Origin of the sequence: Chitinimonas sp., from assembly GCF_036568685.1 — a bacterium.
Taxonomy (GTDB): Bacteria; Pseudomonadota; Gammaproteobacteria; order Burkholderiales; family Chitinimonadaceae; genus Chitinimonas.
In genome coordinates this window covers 1-18,684 of the sequence record NZ_DATCSC010000083.1, presented here as the reverse complement: position 1 = coordinate 18,684, position 18,684 = coordinate 1, and the positions used below count along the sequence as shown (strand labels likewise).

Below are 18,684 nucleotides of genomic sequence, written 5' to 3'. Positions count from 1 at the left end.
TCCGTCTTTTGAATTCAGGGTGCCCGGTCTGGGCACGGTCCGGCTTACAGCCGGCTCAGTGTGCAGCCCACTGCACGGTATTGAGGTCGATGCCCTCTTTGAACATGTCCCACAAGGGGCTCAGTTCACGCAGCTTGCCGATCTTTTCGTGGATCAGCTTCACGGCGTAGTCGATGTCTTCCACGGTGGTGAAACGGCCGATGGTGAAGCGGATCGAGGAGTGAGCCAGCTCGTCGTTGCGGCCCAGGGCGCGCAGCACATAGGAAGGTTCCAGTGAAGCCGAGGTACAGGCAGAGCCGGACGAAACGGCCAGGTCCTTCAGTGCCATGATCAGCGACTCACCCTCAACGTAGTTGAAGCTCACGTTGAGGTTGTGCGGCACACGGGCGTCCATGTCGCCGTTGAGGTAGACCTCCTCCATACCGGAGACGCCGTTCCAGAGGCGGTCACGCAGCATACGGATGCGCTCAAGTTCGGTAGCCATTTCTTCGCGGGCGATCTTGAAGGCGGCGCCCATACCGACGATCTGGTGGGTAGCCAGGGTGCCGGAACGCATACCGCGCTCGTGGCCGCCACCGTGCATCTGGGCTTCCAGCCGCACACGCGGCTTGCGGCGGACGTACAGTGCGCCGATACCCTTGGGGCCATAGGTCTTGTGGGCCGAGAAGCTCATCAAGTCGACCTTGAGGCTGGCGAGGTCGATGGCGATCTTGCCGGTAGCCTGAGCGGCGTCGACGTGGAACAGGATGCCACGCTCGCGCAGCAGTTCGCCGATCTCGGCAATGGGTTGCACCACGCCGATCTCGTTGTTCACGGCCATGATGGAGACAAGGATGGTGTCTTCGCGCAGCGAGGCCTTGAACACTTCCATATCTACGAGACCGTTTTCCAGCGGGCTGAGGTAGGTGACCTCGAAACCCTCACGCTCCAGCTCACGCATGGTGTCGAGCACAGCCTTGTGCTCGGTCTTCATGGTGATCAGGTGCTTGCCCTTATCCTTGTAGAAGTGGGCCGCACCCTTGATGGCCAGGTTGTTCGATTCGGTCGCACCCGAGGTCCAGACGATTTCCTTGGCATCGCAGTTGACCAGCTTGGCCACTTCCTCACGCGCATTTTCCACTGCCTCTTCCGCCGCCCAACCAAAGGGGTGCGAGCGGCTGGCCGGGTTACCGAACTGCTCGGTCAACCAGGGGATCATCTGCTCGGCAACACGTGGGTCCACCGGGGTGGTGGCGGAATAGTCGAGGTAAATCGGCAGTTTCATTCACTACGCTCCATGCGATGCATCTACGCCCGGTACGGATCAGGCGGGCCTCGTGGCCTCTGTTTGGCTAGCGGCTGCTAGCGCGGTCTACTTCTGTTCTTTGTTCTGTCTAATCAGGCCGGTACTTGCTGGGCCGGATGCTTGCGTTTGTCATGCAGCACGCTGCACTCGTTGCTGGCCTGCGTACTGGGGCACTTGGCCCGCTGCTTCTCGATCAGCTCGGCGAGCGTGACCGAGGCCAGGTATTCATAAATGGTGCGATTGAGGTCCGACCACAAGTCGTGCGTCATGCAGCGCTTGTTGTCCTCCAGGCAGTTTTCCTTGCCGCCGCACTGGGTGGCATCGAGCGGCTCATCCACCGCGGTGATGATGTCCGCGACCGAGATGTCGGCCACCGCACGGGCCAGGCAGTAGCCGCCGCCAGGGCCACGCACGCTATCCACCAGGCTGTTGCGGCGCAACTTGCCAAACAGCTGCTCCAGGTAGGACAGCGAAATGTTCTGACGCTCGGAAATACCGGACAGCGTCACCGGGCCCTTCTGCTCACGCAGCGCCAGGTCAAGCATCGCGGTCACCGCAAAGCGGCCTTTGGTTGTCAGACGCATAAACCCACCTACTTGGTTAGTGCCCCAAGGATAAAATACCTGACTTTTTTGGTCAAGTTTTATACCTTAGTAATTTAATCAACAATTCGGTTCAGATAGTTGGGATCGAACTTGTCGGCCGTCGCACGTTCCTCGGCGCAGTCCACGCCGAGCTTCTCCAAGCGGCCCAGGATCAGCTCGATACGTGCGTCGATATTGGCGCTGTGGTCCACCAGGCCATGGATGGCCTTGACCACCGGGTCGTCCATCTTGGAAGAGATGGCATAGGCGGAGAAGCCCATCTTCTCGGCATTGGCCTCGCGGGCCTGGGCGACGTCGTCGGCAACGATACGGGCTGGAATGCCCACCGCCGTGGCATTGGGCGGCACATCCTTGACCACGACGGCATTGGAACCGACCTTGGCACCGGCAAACAGGGTAATGGGCCCCAGCACCTTGGCTCCGGCGCCGATGATGACGCCGCGCTCCAGCGTGGGGTGGCGCTTGCCCTTGTTCCAGCTGGTACCACCCAGGGTTACGCCGTGGTAGAGCGTGCAATCGTCGCCGATCACGGCGGTCTCACCGATCACGATGCCCATGCCGTGGTCGATGAACACCCGGCGGCCTATGGTGGCGCCGGGATGGATCTCGATGCCGGTGAAAAAACGGCTGCAATGCGAGGTAAAGCGGCCCAGCCACTTGAAGCCATTGCGCCAGAAGGCGTTGGCCAACTGGTGGAAGGTCAAGGCGTGCAGGCCGGGGTAACAGGTCAGTACTTCCCAAGTCGAGCGGGCGGCGGGGTCGCGATCGAACACGACGGCAATGTTTTCACGTAGGCGCGCAAACATTAGGGGCTCTTGGGAAGCGTTGGGAAAGGCCGAGCATTTTACTCGACTATTCCCCCAGGCGGAAGCGCACTGCGGTCAGGCCCCCTGTCTCACCATGGATGCGAGGCGGCCACCCAGCGAGCCTCGGGCTTACTGGCCGGCCGGGCGCAGGTCCACGGCAGCCCCCTGCCCCAACCCGGCCTCGCCACGCAGACGCCAGCCGCCGTGCGGATCATCAAGCCGAATGAGGAGGCGTTCGCCAGTCAGGCCGACGTCGAGCTTGCCCTTATACATACCGTCCTCACCCGCCCGTAGCGGCAGCGTAAGATCCGGGCCTGCCTTGGTCGGATGAGACAAAGTCAGGGTCAAGGTATTGGGGTCGGCCGGCATGGGGATCAGCAGCAGCCGGGCCGTCTTGCCGTCATCAGAGATCATCAGCTTGGCCGAGAGGCCCAGCTTGGCAGCCTGCCGGTCGCGCAGGATGTCCTTGCCGATCTCGTTGCCACGCTGGTAGTAGTCATCGGCCACCAGGCCATCGTCACTCTTGATGGCAACGATCATCAGGCCAATACACGCGATGACGGTCACGCCCAGCAGGGTAAGGAAAAGCCAGACGACGGGTTGCTGGTACCAGCGGTTGTTCAGGGGGGTATTCATGGATTCCACACATTGCGCGGCACGCCCGTAGCGGGACCACGCGAAAAGCCATCCGGCCGCGCCAGGCGGCCAGGACGTCGGTTTTTACTGGCCTATAAAGCTCGACTTCTCCCTGACCTTGAGAGTCAGGTCGTCGGTAGCCTGGACTTCGAAATAGATCTTCTTGGAACCACGGGTTGCATACTGCGGTTCCACCTGCACCCGCACCCCAACCACGGCAGCGCCATTGCCCGGCACCTCGACAATGTCACCCTGGTCGGATAGCACCTTCATCTCCGGCAGACCGTCGGCCCGGATCACAAAGCGGTGCGAGGCCTCGTCGGTGTTCTGCAGCTGCAGCTGGTAGCTGTTTTCCAGGAGCCCTTCGTCAGTCTCACGCACCAGAGTGTTACGGTCGCGTGAGACATTGACCTTGATCGGCGACTTGAATACCAGCGACAGCACCACCGCCACCGCCACGATCAGCAGCACGGCACTATAGAGCACCACCCGCGGGCGGATGATGTGGTTGGCGATCTGGCTTTCCGGGTATTTATGCGCCAGCGCGTTCTCGGTGGTGTAACGCACCAGACCACGCGGGTAGTCCATCTTGTCCATGATGCTGTCGCAGGCATCGATGCAGGCACCGCAGGCAATGCATTCGTACTGCAGACCGTCGCGGATATCGATGCCGACCGGGCAGACCTGCACACACAGCTTGCAATCGATGCAATCGCCCTTGCCTTCCGCCTTGTAGTCCTCGCCCTTGCGACGACTACCGCGCGGCTCACCGCGCTCGGCGTCGTAGCTGATCAAGAGCGTGTCCTGATCGAACATGGCGCTCTGGAAGCGCGCGTAGGGGCACATGTACTTACACACCTGTTCGCGCATCCAGCCGGCATTGCCATAGGTGGCGAAGGCGTAGAACAGGATCCAGAAGGTTTCCCAAGGACCGGTACGCCAGTTCAGCACCGACTGGCTCAGCTCGCGAATGGGGGTGAAATAACCAACGAAGGTAAAGCCGGTCCAGAGTGCGATCACGATCCAGATCGCATGCTTGGTGTACTTGATACGCAGCCGGCGCAGGTTCATGGGACCGTTGTCGAGCTTCATACGCGCCAGACGGTCACCCTCCACCCACTTTTCCACCCACAGGAAGATCTCGGTGTAGACGGTCTGCGGGCAAGAGTAGCCGCACCATAGCCGGCCACCAATGGAGGTCCAGACAAAAAGCCCGAAGGCGCTCATCAAGAGCAGTGCGGTCAGGTAGATGAAGTCCTGCGGCAGGAAGATAAAGCCGAGGATGTAGAACTTCCGGTGCACGAGATCGAACAGCAACATCTGTCTATCATGCAGCTCCAGCCAGGGCATGCCGTAGAAGAACAGCTGCGTGGCCACCAGCCAGAACCAGCGCCACTGTGTGAAGCGGCCGGTGATCCAGCGCGGGTAGACCTTCTTGTGCTTTTCGTAGAGAAGCACCTCCTCAATCTCGACTGGTGTTTCAGCCGGCGTGGCAGGCACGACCTTGATGGGGATGTTCTTGAACGATTGCGGCATGGCGGGAAGCCTGGGGAAACGGTTTTCGACAGCGAGGGCGCTGTCGGAAGCAGTCTCATAGGGTCAATTATCCTCGACCCATCGCCAACGGGGCCGCGACCATTGGTCGCAGTCCTGTTGGCAGCGCGGGGCAAGCCCCGCGCATCCTGCTACTTACTGGGCAGCGCTGTCGGCGCCTTCCTTGTGCGAAAGGCCGTACACATAGGCAGCCAGGAGGTGCACCTTGCCGTCGCCGAGCGCTTCCTTCCAGGCCGGCATGCGGTTCTTGCGGCCGTTGGTGATGGTCTCGATGATGGTGTGCTCGCTACCGCCGTACAGCCAGACCTTGTCGGTCAGATTGGGTGCGCCGATGGTCTGGCTACCCTTGCCGTCGGCCTGGTGGCAAGCCACGCAAACCTGCTTGAAGGTCTCTTCGCCGCGGCCGGCACGTACTGCATCGTAGTTCTTGCTGGCGATCTTCAATACGTAGTTGGCCACGTCCTTGACCTTCTCTTCACCGAAGGCGGCACCGAAGGCCGGCATCTGGCCACCGCGACCACCATTGATGGTCTCAAGGATCTTCTCTGGCGAACCGCCGTACAGCCAGTCGTTGTCGGTCAGATTCGGGAAGCCCTTGGCGCCGCGTGCATCCGAACCGTGACACTGCATGCAGTAGGTCAGGAACAGGCTCTGGCCAGACTTACGAGCCTCTTCATCCTTGGACAGGGTCGGGATATCGATGGCGACGTACTTGTCGTACAGCGGCTTGATCGCGGCTTCCTTGGCGGCCGATTCTTCCTGGTACTGGCCTTGCGAGGTCCAGCCCTTGGTCCCGGCGAAAGCACCCATGCCGGGGTACAGCACCAGGTAGCCAACGGCAAACACGATGGTGATGTAGAAGAGGCCCATCCACCAACGCGGCAAGGGATTGTTGTATTCCTCGAGGTCACCATCCCACTTGTGGCCGGTCACCTGGGCCTTTTCGCCCTTGGGCAGCTTCAGGTGACTCTGGGTCCACAATACATAGCCGAGCCAGAACAGCGACAGCACCACCAAGGCGGCGATGTAGTAGCCCCAGAAATCGCTGACAAAATCGCTCATTTTTCACTCCGTGCCTGCTCGTGCGGCAGGTCGTCGTCATTGATCGGCTGCATGGCTGCCTCGTCGAAGCGCCCCTTGGCAGGCTTGCCCCAGGCCCATACAGCTATCGCAACAAAGCAGGCCAGACCTGCCAGCGTCACGACGATACGAATCAAATTGATGTCCATAACGAAAATCCTCGCTCAACCACCGGCAGCCCCAGGAGACTGCCGGCCAGTCATCAGCGGATGCCCTTGAGCGCCAGGCCCAGGCCCTGCAGGTAGGCAATCACCGCATCCATCTCAGTCTTGCCTTCCACCAGCTTGGGTGCTTCGGCAATGTCGGCATCGGTATACGGCACGCCGACCTTGCGCTGAGCACGCATATTGGCCTGGGTGGTCGCCGGGTCGATCTTGGCACCGGCCAGCCACGGGAAGGCAGGCATGATGGACTCGGGCACCACATCGCGCGGGTTCATCAGGTGCACGAAGTGCCATTCGTCGGAGTAGCGGCCACCAACGCGGGCCAGATCCGGACCGGTACGCTTGGAGCCCCACTGGAACGGGTGGTCGTAGACCGACTCGCCAGCGACAGAGTAGTGACCGTAGCGCTCGGTCTCTGCGCGGAAGGGGCGGATCATTTGCGAGTGGCAGTTGTAGCAGCCTTCGCGGACGTAGATGTCGCGGCCAACCATCTGCAGGGCGTTGTAGGGCTTCACCCCCGGAATGGGCTGGGTGGTGGACTTGGAGAACATCAGCGGCAGGATTTCAACAAACATAGCCACACTGATGGTCAGGATGGTGAACACGATCAGCGCGCCGACGTGCTCTTCAATCAGTTTCTGGACCTTTTCCATGACGATTCCTGGATCTGATTAGGCGTGGGCCGGCTGCAGGGCGGGCACGGGAGCATCCACGGCCTTGCCTTGCATGATGGTGCGGATGACGTTGTAAGCCATCAGGAACATGCCCGAGAGGTACAGCGCGCCGCCGATCAGGCGAACCACATAGTAGGGGTGAGTGGCTTTGACCGAGTCGATGAAGGCGTAGGTCAGGGTGCCGTCGGCATTGGTAGCACGCCACATCAGGCCCTGGGTCACACCGGCCACCCACATGGCGGCGATGTAGAGCACGACGCCAAGGGTAGCGATCCAGAAGTGGGCTTCGATCAAGGGGATCGAGTACATCTTCTCGCGGCCGAACAGACGCGGGATCAGGTAGTAGATCGAACCGATGGTGATCATGGCCACCCAACCCAGCGCACCGGAGTGCACGTGGCCAATGGTCCAGTCGGTGTAGTGGCTCAGCGCGTTCACCGTCTTAATGGCCATCATCGGGCCTTCGAAGGTGGACATGCCGTAGAAGGACAGCGCGGTGATCAGGAACTTCAGGATCGGGTCGGTACGCAGCTTATGCCAAGCGCCCGACAGGGTCATGATGCCGTTGATCATGCCGCCCCAGCTCGGGGCCAGCAGGATAAGGGAGAACACCATGCCCAGCGACTGGGTCCAGTCAGGCAGCGCGGTGTAGTGCAGGTGGTGAGGACCAGCCCACATATAGGTAAAGACCAGCGCCCAGAAGTGCACTACCGAGAGGCGGTAGGAGTAAACCGGACGACCTGCCTGCTTGGGCACGAAGTAGTACATCATGCCAAGGAAGGCAGCGGTCAGGAAGAAGCCCACGGCGTTGTGGCCATACCACCACTGGACCATGGCATCCACAGCACCCGAGTAGATTGGGTAGGACTTCCACAGCGAGGCCGGCACGGCGAGGTGGTTGACGATGTGCAAGAGGGCCACGGCCAGGATGAAGGCACCGTAGAACCAGTTGGCCACGTAGATGTGCTTGATCTTGCGCTTGGCCAAGGTACCGAAGAACACCACGGCATAGGCAACCCAGACGACAGCGATCGCCAGCGCGATCGGCCATTCCATCTCGGCGTATTCCTTACCGGCGGTAATGCCCAGCGGATAGGTGATGGCAACCGAGAGGATGATCAGCTGCCAACCCCAGAAGGTAAAGGCGGCCAGCTTGTCGGAGAACAGGCGCACACCGGAGGTACGCTGAACCACGTAGTAGGAGGTGGCAAACAGTGCGCAACCGCCGAAGGCAAAGATCACGGCACTGGTATGCAGGGGGCGCAGGCGACCGAAGTGGAAGTAAGGACCGAAGTTCAGCTCGGGCCAGGCCAACTGGGCGGCGATAATCACCCCCATCAACATACCGACGATGCCCCACACTACCGTCATGACGCTGAACTGCCGCACCACGCGATAGTTGAAGGTCTCCGTCCCACCCTGGGGTTCAAGCGCAGAATTGGCTTGCATGGAAGTCTCCGAAGTACTCAAAAAATCCGGTTCGACCGGAAACGAGGCTCGCACGGCGAAACGTGTCGCCGTGATTTTTCTCTCCGCGCCGGTCTTGGCTTAGTGAGGGATAGGTCGGTGGACCGACTCAGCCGCGGAGTGTGCAATCCCCGCAGGCAACCCTCTTTGATATGCGTCAAACAAACTCCTACGCCTGACGGGCGCCTATTGTTTGTTTGGCGATAAAAGTCAGTCGAAAGCTGCTGCAACGCAGCATTTTACCGTCCAGATGGCAAGCCGGGCAATCGAGCAATTACTCGACAGCCCGCCTGGGCACTGGGTTTGCGGCGTATCAACGATATAATTCGAGAACGATACGCAATTGCAAACACTCAGCCTCCATCCATACCCGGCCGCTGCGCCCTCCTCCAGCCCTGCACTTATCTTAGTCAAGAGAAGCGCAGTGCCAAGAATGCAGAACGGCGAGCCGCAGCTCGCCGTCTGGCATTCCGGCAATTCACACAAGCTCAAAAAGAATCCGCCCATTCGCATCAGCAAGGGCGGGGGAACGGATTCGCTCTGGGGAGAACGTGAACTGCCGGAACCTCAAGCGCCCGGCCATGCCGGGCGGTGAGTTGCGGTGACGGGCGTACGCGCTCGCAGCACTTTCTTAGTGATGGTGGCCGTGCGGGCCGTGCACATGGCCATGGGCCAGTTCTTCGGCGCTGGCGGCGCGCACTTCGGCCACGGTGGCAACAAAGCGCAGGCGCTTGCCGGCCAGCGGGTGGTTGCCATCCACCACAACCTTGCCATCAGCAATCTCGGTCACAGTGAACAACATCACATCGCCGCTTTCCGGATCATCGGCCTCGAACATCATGCCGACTTCGATTTCCTCGGGGAACACATCCTGCGGCTCGATGCGCACCAGTTCGGCGTCGTACTCGCCGAAAGCGTCGTCCGGCTCCATGGTGACATCGATCTTGTCGCCCACCTTCTTACCGTGCAGTGCCTCTTCAACCACGGGGAAGATGCCATCATAGCCACCATGCAGGTAGACCATGGGCTCATCGGCCTGGGTCTGATCAAGCAGTTCGCCAGCGGCATCGAACATTTCGTACTGCAGTGCGACTACCGAGTTCTTGGTGATTTCCATGAGGGATTTCCTTGGGGGGAGACGCCTAGGCGTCGAGTTGCTGGATAAGTTGTAGCACCTGCGCGGCATGGCCCCGCGGTGCAACGTTGTACAGGGCGTGGCGCAAGGTGCCGGTGCGGTCGACGATGAAAGTCGACCGGATGGTGCCGAATTTTACCACGCCATTGCGCTCGGATTCCCGCAGAGTATGGTAACTGCGTGAAACTTCCGTCTCGCTGTCCGACAGCAACCTGACCAGAAGGCCATGCTTGTCGCGGAAGGCCTCATGGCAGAGCGGATCGTCCAGGCTGACGCCCAATACCACAGCACCCAGGCGGGCAAAGCGCTCCGCCAGGTCGGAAAATTCGATTGCTTCTATCGTGCAGCCGGGATCATCGTCGCGATGATAGAAGTACAGCACCACCTGTTTTTCGCCGCGGAAATCCGAAAGCCGCACCATATCCATGGCGGCGTCGGGCAGCTCGAAATCGGGCGCGGGCACGCCGGTATCCAGCATAGAAACACCTCCTGCGAAACACCTCCTGCTGCGTGGCCGGGCGCTGGATGAGATAATCCGCCCCAACACACTTTTTCCCTATATAGCTCACATGCCTAATCCGCCACTCGGGAATCTGACCGCTGAGCAGTTTCTAGCCGAATATTGGCAGAAAAAACCACTGCTGATCCGTCAGGCCGTCACCCAATTCGACTGGTTGCCGCAACTGGCCGACCTGCAGGCGCTGGCCCAGCAGGAAGACGTCGAATCCCGCCTGATCGAACTGCAGGACGGCCACTGGTCCTGCGAATCCGGCCCCTTCCGCCCCAGTCGCTTCAAGCGCCTGGCAGAAGGAGACTGGACCGTGCTGGTGCAGAACGTCAACCACCACATCCCCTTTGCAGCCCAGTTGCTGTACCGCTTCGACTTTATCCCGCATGTGCGGCTCGATGACCTGATGATCAGCTACGCCCCGGCCGGTGGCGGCGTTGGGCCCCACTTCGACAGCTATGACGTGTTCCTGTTGCAGGTCGGGGGAAAAAAACGCTGGCGCATCTCCTCGCAGACCGATCTGGCCCTGGTCGAGGATGCTCCGCTCAAGATACTGGAGCGCTTCGTACCCGAAGAGGAATGGGTGCTGGAGCATGGCGACATGCTCTATCTGCCGCCCAAGTACGCCCACGAGGGCGTGGCACTGGAGCCCGGCCAGACCTGGTCCATTGGTTTCCGCGCTCCGTCTGCCCAGGAGCTGGGTGGCGCCTTCCTGGACTTCCTGCGCGACCGGATCGAGCTCGACGGCCTCTATTCCGACCCCGACCTCCGGCTCGCAAGCGACCCGGCCCGGGTACCGGATGAGTTTGTTGCCCGCGTTGCCAGCCTCTTGCGTGGCATCAGTTGGGACGACGCAACGGTGCGTGACTTTATCGGCCGCTATTTCAGCGAACCCAAGGCCCATGTCTTCTATGACAGCCCGGAGGACGAGCTCAGCGAGGCCGCCTTTGGCCGCGCCGTGGCCAAGGAGGGGGTGATGCTGGACCTGAAGTCGGTGATGCTGTTCGACGAAGGCCAGCTCTATATCAACGGCGATACGCTGGATGCCGACCCCGCCGCCTGGCCTACCCTGCGCCAGTTGGCCAACCAGCGGCAGCTGCCCCCCGGCAAATACCCGCCCGAAGTACTGACCGCCCTGCATATCTGTTACGAGTACGGCTACCTGCAGCCCGGTAACCTTTGATCCCTTGATGGCAGCGGCCCAGGCCGCCGCCCTACCCGAGCCCGAGACACCATGGCCAAACATGAATTCCCCAGCGACTGCCCCTGCGGCAGCGGCAAACCCTACAAAGAATGCTGCTTTATGCTGCACATGGAGAAGGAAAACCCCAAGACGCCCGAGGCGCTGATGCGTTCGCGCTATGCCGCCTACGTCATGAAGAAGGCGGACTACCTGCTCTATAGCTGGCACCCGGATACCCGCCCGAGCGAGCTGGACCTCAAGGACGACTCGGCCAAATGGGTAGGCCTGACCATCCTGGGTCACGAGGCCGGCGGGCCTGATGATGATGAAGGTACGGTGGAATTCGTCGCCAAGTACAAGATCGGCGGCAAGGCCGCCAAGCTGACCGAGAAGAGCCGCTTTGTCCGGCTCAAGGGCCGCTGGGTCTATCTGGATGGCGCGGTCGAGGAATGATCGGTACCGTCATTCGCATCGCCCTGCCGGCCGATGCGGACTCGCTGACGCAGCGCTACCGCGAACTGGTGGACGACCCGGCTATCCGGGTGCTGCCGGAACGGCTGGCCGAGCTGGCGGCGCACCCGGACCATGCTCTGCTGGTTCTGGAACGGGCTGGTGAGCTGTTGGCCACCGCCCACCTGCTGTTCTTCCGCGACGCCATGTACGCCGAGCAGCCCTATGCCTTGGTCGAGAACGTGGTCGTCGCCGCTGAGGCGCGCGGACAGGGGTTGGGTAGACACCTGTTCGAAGAGATAGACCGGCGCTGTCTGGCGCGGAATTGCTCCAAGATCATGCTGCTCAGCAACGCCAGCCGCGTCGATGCCCACCGCTTTTTCGCCGCCCAGGGCTATCAGGGTGACCGCAAGCGTGGCTTTGTCCGCTACCGGCGCGATATGCAAACCGCCCGTCCTGTTCAGTAACCCGCCGCGCCCCCGTCCGGGTTGCGTGGGTCGGCATAGCCATACAAGCCTTCCGGCAACACCTGTATGGTCTGGGTGCGGCCAAAGGCGCGCTTCACCACCACCTTGTGCCCCTTCTGTTGCAAGAGCTTGATGGTGTCCGGGCTCACCCCGCGCTCGACGCCCAGCTCGTCCGGCAGCCACTGGTGATGGATGCGTGGCGTGGCAGCGGCGCCGGCCGGCCCCATGTCGAAATCGATGGTATTGATCAAGGTCTGCAAGACCGTGGTGATGATGCGACTGCCGCCTGGGCTGCCGGTCACCAGCCAGGGCTTGCCATCCTTGAGCACCAGAGTAGGCGACATGGAGGACAGCGGCCGCTTGAGCGGCGCCACGGCGTTCGCCTCCCCACCCACCAGGCCAAAGGCATTCGGTACGCCGGGCTTGGCCGAGAAGTCGTCCATCTCGTTATTGAGCAGCATGCCAGTGCCCGGCACCACGATGCCACTGCCGAATGGCAGATTGAGCGTATAGGTCACGCTGACCACATTGCCGTCCTTGTCCAGCACCGAGTAGTGGGTGGTCTGCTCGCTCTCGTAGGGCTGGGGCTTGCCCGGCTTGATCTGCGCCGAGGGCATGGCATGGTCGGGGTCGATACGCTTGGCCAGTTCGTCCGCGTAGGCGCGTGAGGTGAGCCCCTGGACCGGCACCTTGCTGAAATCCGGGTCACCCAGGTACTCGGCGCGGTCGGCATAGGCGAGCTTCATGGCCTCGGCTTCCAGATGCAGCAGCTGCGCACTGCCTGAGCCATATTCGCGCAGTGGGTAGCGCTCCAGCAGATTGAGCATCTGGATGATATGCACACCGCCCGAGCTGGGTGGCGGCATGGACAGCACCTCGTAGCCGCGGTAGTTGCCATGCACCGGTTCACGCTCCACCACCTTGTAGCCTGCCAGGTCGTCAGCGGTGATCAGCCCACCTTGGCGCGCCATCTCGGCAACGATCTGACGGGAGATGGTCCCCTTGTAGAAGGCTTGCTCACCATGCCGCGACAGCTCCGCCAGGGTACGGGCCAGGTCGTTCTGCACCAGGCGATCACCTGCTTGCAATGGCTTATCACCCTTGAAGAAGACGGCACGGCTGGCCGGCCAGCGACCCAACCGCTCGGAAGCCGCGGCCAAATGATCTGCGAGCTCGGGGCTGACGATATAGCCGTTGCGCGCCAGTTTGATGGCCGGTGCAATCACCTCGGGGAGCTTGAGGCTGCCATACTTATCCAGGGTCTGCGCCAAACCCGCCACCGTACCGGGCACGCCGCTGGCGAGGTGAGTGAAGAGCGAACGGCCGGGCACTACCCTGCCCTGGCTATCGAGATACATATCGCGATAGGCAGCGCGCGGCGCCATCTCGCGAAAATCCACGGCGACGGTCTTGCCCGTCCTGGCATCGTGCACCAGCATAAAGCCGCCCCCCGCCAGATTGCCGGCCTGCGGCAATACCACGGCCAGCGCAAAGCCGACCGCCACCGCCGCGTCCACCGCATTACCACCGCGCTTGAGTATGTCCACGCCCACCTGACTGGCGATGGCCTGCTCCGAGACCACCATGCCCTGACGGGCCTCGACCGCGTGGAAGATATCGTAGGAAAGGTCGTACTTGATCGGCGCCGGTGCACTGTCGGCCCAGGCCAGGGGTGGACCCAGCCAGAGCGCCAAGCTCAGGCAGGCCGTCAGGGCGCGACGCAGCGCCATGGACAAGGATGCAGCCATGATTCATCTCCTCCGGCCTGCCCGTCGTTCAACGCGGACATGGCCAAGCTCGATTTATAACCGGTTTAAAGCGGCCGGTGAGCATATGGCCCGCCAGCATGGTCAATTAACCGCACTTATGTGGCAAACCTCCGGCAGACCACTTAGAGCCCTATGCGCCGCCAATGGCCAAGCACGCCGTCGCTTGCTAGCTTGAACATCACTGCCGTGGCAAGCGGCATGCCCGGCAGCCGAGTGGCCGGGGCGAGCGCCCCGAGCCTGCATCAAGCGCAATAAGCCAGGAGGGTAATACGATATGGAATTCACCAACACCAACCCTGCACCCCAGCGCCATCTCGGCAATGTCGCTCTGGTCGTGTTGCTGCACGCCGCCCTTGTCTATGGCCTCGTGCATGGGCTGCACAGCGGTCAGCTCCAGCTGGCCGACCCGCCGCCGCTGACGGTCACCACGGTGAAGGAGCCTCCTCGCCCGGAGCCACCGGTCACCAAGCTAGAGCCTAAACAGACCAAGTCACCGGCGATGCCGGCGGTGGATCTACCGACGCCGACCAGCAGGGATACGCCGATCGACAGGCCCTCTCTCGACCCTGCAACGCCCCACCTGACCGAAGCGGCCGGCGAACCTGCAGGACTAGGCAACACCGCCGTTCCCCTTGCCCAGACCACGCCGCTGACCGCCAGTGCGGCTTGCAGCAACTACCTGGAGATACGTGACCTGCTGGCAGACAAACTCCCCCTGATTGCGATGCGGGCGGATTTTGACACCCGCGGCATCCAGCGTTTTGACATGGTGGCAGAGCTGACCGTGGGGGCCGCCGGCGAGATCAGCAGCCCGCATATCATCCAAAGCAGCAATGCTTACGCCAGCCGAGCCATGGAGAGCAGCGTGCTGTCCAGCCTGCGCAAGCTAAAGTGCGCCGGCCAGGGCTCGACGCGCAGCGTGCAGGTGCCGCTGACCTTTTCTCTGCTTGACTAGATGCTTGCCGGGCGGCGCCACGCTGCCCGGCAAGCCGGTCAGGCCATCGCCATGATGGATTCCCCGGCAGGCAGGCGCGGGCTTGGTTAGAATTGACCGGTCTACAGTCCGCGCAGGCCCTCTAGTGGCCTGCCCTGCCCAGAGTGCCCCCATGACCAAACTGCATATCTCCACCTCCTTCGATTCCGGCTCCATCGAGGTCGTCAGCCTGGCCGACCATCGCGACATCCAGCTCAAGATCAAGCCGGACAATGCCAGCGAGTTTGCCCAGTGGTTCCACTTCCGCCTGCAGGGCGCCGCCGGCCTGCCGGTGACCGTCCGCTTCCTGAACGCGGGCAGCAGCGCCTACCCGGACTGGAATGGTTACCGGGTCGTGGCGAGCTATGACCGCCAGCACTGGTTCCGCATCCCGACCGAATTCGACGGCCAGGTCATGAGCGCCTCGGTGACACCCTTCACCAACAGCCTCTACTTCGCCTACTTCGAGCCCTACTCCTACGAGCGCCACCTGGACCTGATCGGCTTTGCCAGCGAATCGGACAAGGTCGAGGTCGAGCACCTGGGCAGCACCCTGGATGGCCGCGACATGACCCTGCTGCGCATCACCGACCAGGAGAGCGCCACGCCCGAGAGCCACAAGAAGAAGGTCTGGCTGATTGGCCGCCAGCACCCGGGCGAAACCATGGCGGAATGGTTTGCCGAGGGCTTTCTGGAGCGCCTGCTGGACGGCGACGACCCGATCAGCCGGGTGTTGCTCGACAAGTGCATTTTCCACGTGGTGCCCAATATGAACCCGGACGGTGCTGCCCGCGGCAATCTGCGCACCAATGCGGCGGGCGCCAACCTCAACCGCGAATGGCAGACCCCGACGCTGGAGCGCTCCCCCGAGGTCTACCTGGTCCGCCAGAAAATGCTGGAGACCGGCGTTGACCTCTTCCTGGACGCCCATGGCGATGAGGCACGGCCCTATAACTTCGTGGCAGGCTGCGAAGGCAACCCCAACTACAACGACCGCCTGCACAAGCTGGAAGAAGCCTTCAAGGCGGCCTGGATTGCTACCTCGCCGGACTTCCAGGACGTACATGGCTATGAGAAGGACGAACCGGGCCAGGCCAACCTGACCCTGGCTACCAACTGGGTGGGCCAGCAGTTCAGCTGCCTTTCCTACACCATCGAGATGCCGTTCAAGGACAACGCCAACCTGCCGGACGAGGAGTACGGCTGGAGCGGCGAGCGCTCCAAGAAGCTTGGCGCCGGCGTGCTGCTGCCGATCCTGCAGGTGATCGACCAGACCCGCTGATACGTAGCCTGGGAAAGAGCGGCCCGCGGGCCGCTTTTTTCATGCCCCCAGGCCGAAGTAAAATCCTTTCCCTCGCAACCCTCGGATCACCCCATGTCCCAAGTCCACTACCGCCATATGGATGGCGGCCTGTACCGCTTTGTCGCGCACGCCATGTCGGCCGATACCGACCGCGAAGTAGTGATCTACGAACACCTGTGGCCCTTTGAGCCTGGCCTGTGGGTGCGCGACCGCAAGGAGTTCGAGGCGCGCTTCAGCCCGGTGAGTACCGAGACGGTAGAAGCTGCCCAGCGTGGTGACCGTGAGGCGGCACAAGCCATGGTCAATGCTGCCAAGGCAGCACGGCGAGCTTTGAAAGCCGGCTGATGACGGGGCCGCTCTACCCAGCCGTGCAGGCAGCCCTGGCCTTGAGCGAGCCGGACGCCAAGGTCGAGGCCGCCCGCGCGCTGTGGCAGGCCTGGCAGGCTGACGAGCTGGCCCCCACCGGCACGGCCGACGGCCCTGCCCTGCAAGCAGGCCGCCCAGCCTCGCCCCGGCTGGTACAGCCGAGCGAGGTGCCGCACCGCAAGCTGGGCAGCCTGGAGGGCCGCGCGGCCATGATCCATGCGATTGCCCATATCGAGTTCAATGCCATCAACCTGGCACTGGATGCGGCAGGGCGCTTTGCCGGCATGCCGCACGACTACTACGCCGACTGGCTGCGTGTGGCGGCCGAAGAGGCCGGCCACTACCGCCTGTTGGCCGACCATCTGGCCACGCTGGGCTACCAATACGGTGACTTTCTGGCCCATAACGGCCTCTGGGCCATGGCCGAGAAGACCGCCGGTGATGTCTTGGTCCGTATGGCCTTGGTACCGCGTCTCTTGGAGGCGCGCGGACTGGACGTGACGCCCGGCATGCAGGCCAGATTGCAGGCCGCTGGCGACCCGGCAGCGGTAGCCATACTGGATATCATCTTCCGCGACGAGGTGGGCCATGTGGCCGTGGGCAACCGCTGGTTCCGCTGGCTGTGCACGCAGCGCGGCCTGGAGCCGGTCAGCACCTTCCGCCAGTATCTGCACGCCTTTGACGCGCCCCGTAATATTGGCGAACTGAATGTCGAAGCCCGCCTGAAGGCGGGCTTTGAAGAAGCGGAACTGGAAGCGCTGCGACGCTACGCCATGACCGGCGCGGCCGCAGACACCCCCCTATAGCTTGACCGAGGCGCGCAGCGCCACGGCACTGTTACCGGTCAGGCTCAGGCTGGCCTGACCTGCGCCGTCCACCTTTACCAGGCGCCCACCACACAGACCGGGGCCGACCTTGCCGCCGGTCAGGATGTCGCAGTAGTCGCCCGCCGGCAGGCCGGTGGCAAAGCTGCGGTTCACGTCGGTCACTTCGCGGTTGATCGCCACAAAGCCCAGATTGCCGCGCGAGAAGGCGATGGCATTGCCACCGTTGTCCCACCAGTTGGCCACCGGGGTAGCCGCCACCTCGCGGCGGAAGGCTACCATGCTGGCGATATAGGGATCGCGGTGCTCGCACACCCATTGGCCCACATTGGCGGTCTCCAGATTCACCGCGCAGCCGGTGGTGGTCAGCGGCGGCCCCATATCCCGCCCTAGCTGGGTGCTACGGTCAAAGGCATAGCTCGACATGACCGAGGGGTAACCATAGGGCGTGGCCAGCATCCAGACGTTGGCCAGCCGGTAGCTCATGCCGTCGCGGTAGGAAATACCGCTTTGGCGCTGGGTATCGTGGTTTTCGAGAAAAACCACCGCCTTGTCGCTGGGCATGATGTTCCAGGCAGCTTCTGAGAACTGGCTGCCGGTAGCGCCGGTCGGGTTGAGCTGGGCCAGCTTCTGGCCGCCGGCCCCCAGGAATTTGTCGCCCACGCCGCGGTACTTGAATTCGGTGATATCGGTCGCCCCACCGCTGGCATAGCCCAGGCCGAAGTAGTCGCGCGCCTTGACCGCCTCGGTACCCGGATCGATCACCTCGGCGAAATAGTAAGGCAGTGCCCTGCCCTCGCTGGTCAGCGTCTGGTTGACCTTGGCGAGGATGGCGTTCAACTCTACCGGCTGGATATGCTTGGCGGCATCCAGCCGGAAACCGGCCACGCCGAGCCGAGCGAGGCTCAGCAGATAGTCCGCCAGCTTCTGTTGCACGGTAGCCGAGCCGGTATTGAGGTCGGCCAGGCCAGAGAGCTCGCAGTCTTGCACATTGGTAGCATCCTGGTAGTTGCTGACGCTGCAGGTGCTGTGGAAGTCGCTCTGGGCGTAGAGTCCAGGGTAGTTGTACTTGCTGTAGACGGTGCCATTGCGACCGGTGCCGCTGCCGGCCGTCATGTGGTTGATGACGGCGTCGGCATAGATGCCTACACCGACGGCCTTGCAGCGGTTGACCATGTCGACGAACTCTGCCTGGGTACCCGAGCGGCTGAGCGCAATGCTGTAGCTGACCGGCTGGTAGCGGGTCCACCAGGCGGTACCCTGGATATCTTCCTGCGGCGGGGAGATCTGCACCGCCTTGTAGCCGGCGGGGGCCAGCTGGGTCTCGCATTCGCGTGCCACGTCGGTCCACTTCCACTCGAACAGGTGGACAAACACGTCACCGGCAACGGCGTGGCCGCTGGCTCGGTATGTCGGGTCAAGCACTGGTCGGGTG

Annotated in this window: 20 protein-coding genes; 7 read left to right on the top strand and 13 right to left on the bottom strand. The window is 62.3% G+C overall.

Annotated features, from left to right (window positions below):
• Positions 1-55 precede the first annotated feature (55 nt).
• The 11 genes from VIM95_RS12490 to VIM95_RS12440 all read right to left on the bottom strand — a co-directional run bounded on the left by VIM95_RS12490 (position 56) and on the right by VIM95_RS12440 (position 9,884).
• Positions 56-1,264 carry an IscS subfamily cysteine desulfurase gene (locus VIM95_RS12490; RefSeq protein WP_331986132.1) on the bottom strand — a complete coding sequence of 403 codons (1,209 nt, stop codon included), beginning with the start codon at positions 1,262-1,264 and terminating at the stop codon, positions 56-58.
• Between the two features lie 113 nt (positions 1,265-1,377).
• Positions 1,378-1,869 carry a Fe-S cluster assembly transcriptional regulator IscR gene (iscR, locus tag VIM95_RS12485; RefSeq protein WP_331986131.1) on the bottom strand — a complete coding sequence of 164 codons (492 nt, stop codon included), beginning with the start codon at positions 1,867-1,869 and terminating at the stop codon, positions 1,378-1,380.
• 74 nt (positions 1,870-1,943) lie between these two features.
• Positions 1,944-2,696, bottom strand: coding sequence for a serine O-acetyltransferase (gene cysE / locus VIM95_RS12480; RefSeq protein WP_331986130.1), 753 nt, complete (start codon positions 2,694-2,696; stop codon positions 1,944-1,946).
• 129 nt (positions 2,697-2,825) lie between these two features.
• Entirely contained in the window at positions 2,826-3,332 is a 507-nt protein-coding gene (locus VIM95_RS12475) for a FixH family protein (RefSeq protein WP_331986129.1), read from the bottom strand.
• Positions 3,333-3,416: 84 nt separating this feature from the next.
• Entirely contained in the window at positions 3,417-4,868 is a 1,452-nt protein-coding gene (gene ccoG / locus VIM95_RS12470) for a cytochrome c oxidase accessory protein CcoG (RefSeq protein ID WP_331986128.1), read from the bottom strand.
• 153 nt (positions 4,869-5,021) lie between these two features.
• A complete protein-coding gene (ccoP, locus tag VIM95_RS12465; protein WP_331986127.1) occupies positions 5,022-5,948 on the bottom strand; it encodes a cytochrome-c oxidase, cbb3-type subunit III in 927 nt (308 codons plus the stop codon).
• On the bottom strand, positions 5,945-6,115 hold the full coding sequence (locus VIM95_RS12460; protein WP_331986126.1) for a CcoQ/FixQ family Cbb3-type cytochrome c oxidase assembly chaperone: 171 nt from the start codon (positions 6,113-6,115) through the stop codon (positions 5,945-5,947). The genes ccoP and VIM95_RS12460 overlap by 4 nt, the downstream gene beginning before the upstream one ends.
• Positions 6,116-6,168: 53 nt before the next feature.
• Complete coding sequence (gene ccoO / locus VIM95_RS12455; protein ID WP_331986125.1) at positions 6,169-6,783, bottom strand: cytochrome-c oxidase, cbb3-type subunit II; 615 nt, start codon at positions 6,781-6,783, stop codon at positions 6,169-6,171.
• Between the two features lie 18 nt (positions 6,784-6,801).
• Positions 6,802-8,253, bottom strand: a complete 1,452-nt coding sequence (gene ccoN / locus VIM95_RS12450; protein ID WP_331986124.1) for a cytochrome-c oxidase, cbb3-type subunit I — start codon at positions 8,251-8,253, stop codon at positions 6,802-6,804.
• A gap of 649 nt (positions 8,254-8,902) precedes the next feature.
• Positions 8,903-9,388: a peptidylprolyl isomerase gene (locus VIM95_RS12445; protein ID WP_331986123.1), complete on the bottom strand. Its 486-nt coding sequence runs from the start codon at positions 9,386-9,388 to the stop codon at positions 8,903-8,905.
• Between the two features lie 25 nt (positions 9,389-9,413).
• Positions 9,414-9,884, bottom strand: coding sequence for a peroxiredoxin (locus VIM95_RS12440; RefSeq protein WP_331986122.1), 471 nt, complete (start codon positions 9,882-9,884; stop codon positions 9,414-9,416).
• 91 nt (positions 9,885-9,975) lie between these two features.
• On the opposite strand from VIM95_RS12440, the gene VIM95_RS12435 reads away from it, so the two are divergent.
• Genes VIM95_RS12435 through VIM95_RS12425 form a run of 3 tightly spaced genes read left to right on the top strand, consistent with a single transcriptional unit; the run spans position 9,976 to position 12,014 of the window.
• Positions 9,976-11,097, top strand: a complete 1,122-nt coding sequence (locus VIM95_RS12435) for a cupin domain-containing protein (protein WP_331986121.1) — start codon at positions 9,976-9,978, stop codon at positions 11,095-11,097.
• Positions 11,098-11,148: 51 nt separating this feature from the next.
• Positions 11,149-11,550, top strand: a complete 402-nt coding sequence (locus tag VIM95_RS12430) for a YchJ family protein (RefSeq protein WP_331986120.1) — start codon at positions 11,149-11,151, stop codon at positions 11,548-11,550.
• Entirely contained in the window at positions 11,547-12,014 is a 468-nt protein-coding gene (locus VIM95_RS12425; protein WP_331986119.1) for a GNAT family N-acetyltransferase, read from the top strand. Before VIM95_RS12430 ends, VIM95_RS12425 begins: the two co-directional genes overlap by 4 nt.
• Here VIM95_RS12425 and ggt read toward each other — a convergent pair.
• Positions 12,008-13,762 carry a gamma-glutamyltransferase gene (ggt, locus tag VIM95_RS12420; RefSeq protein WP_331986118.1) on the bottom strand — a complete coding sequence of 585 codons (1,755 nt, stop codon included), beginning with the start codon at positions 13,760-13,762 and terminating at the stop codon, positions 12,008-12,010. The two genes, VIM95_RS12425 and ggt, sit on opposite strands and share 7 nt — an antisense overlap.
• 295 nt (positions 13,763-14,057) lie before the next feature.
• Between ggt and VIM95_RS12415 the strand changes: the two genes are divergently transcribed.
• The 4 genes from VIM95_RS12415 to VIM95_RS12400 all read left to right on the top strand — a co-directional run bounded on the left by VIM95_RS12415 (position 14,058) and on the right by VIM95_RS12400 (position 17,231).
• Positions 14,058-14,738 (top strand): hypothetical protein, encoded by a 681-nt coding sequence (locus tag VIM95_RS12415; RefSeq protein ID WP_331986117.1) that lies wholly within the window; start codon positions 14,058-14,060, stop codon positions 14,736-14,738.
• Positions 14,739-14,889: 151 nt separating this feature from the next.
• The gene (locus VIM95_RS12410; protein ID WP_331986116.1) at positions 14,890-16,038 is read left to right on the top strand and encodes a M14 family metallopeptidase; all 1,149 of its coding nucleotides are present in this window, start codon (positions 14,890-14,892) and stop codon (positions 16,036-16,038) included.
• 93 nt (positions 16,039-16,131) lie between these two features.
• Entirely contained in the window at positions 16,132-16,404 is a 273-nt protein-coding gene (locus VIM95_RS12405; RefSeq protein ID WP_331986114.1) for a DUF1653 domain-containing protein, read from the top strand.
• Entirely contained in the window at positions 16,404-17,231 is an 828-nt protein-coding gene (locus VIM95_RS12400) for a ferritin-like domain-containing protein (RefSeq protein ID WP_331986112.1), read from the top strand. The genes VIM95_RS12405 and VIM95_RS12400 overlap by 1 nt, the downstream gene beginning before the upstream one ends.
• Here VIM95_RS12400 and VIM95_RS12395 read toward each other — a convergent pair.
• A partial coding sequence (locus VIM95_RS12395; protein ID WP_331986110.1) for an alpha-amylase family protein occupies positions 17,226-18,684 on the bottom strand: 1,459 nt, incomplete at its 5' end. The genes VIM95_RS12400 and VIM95_RS12395 overlap by 6 nt on opposite strands.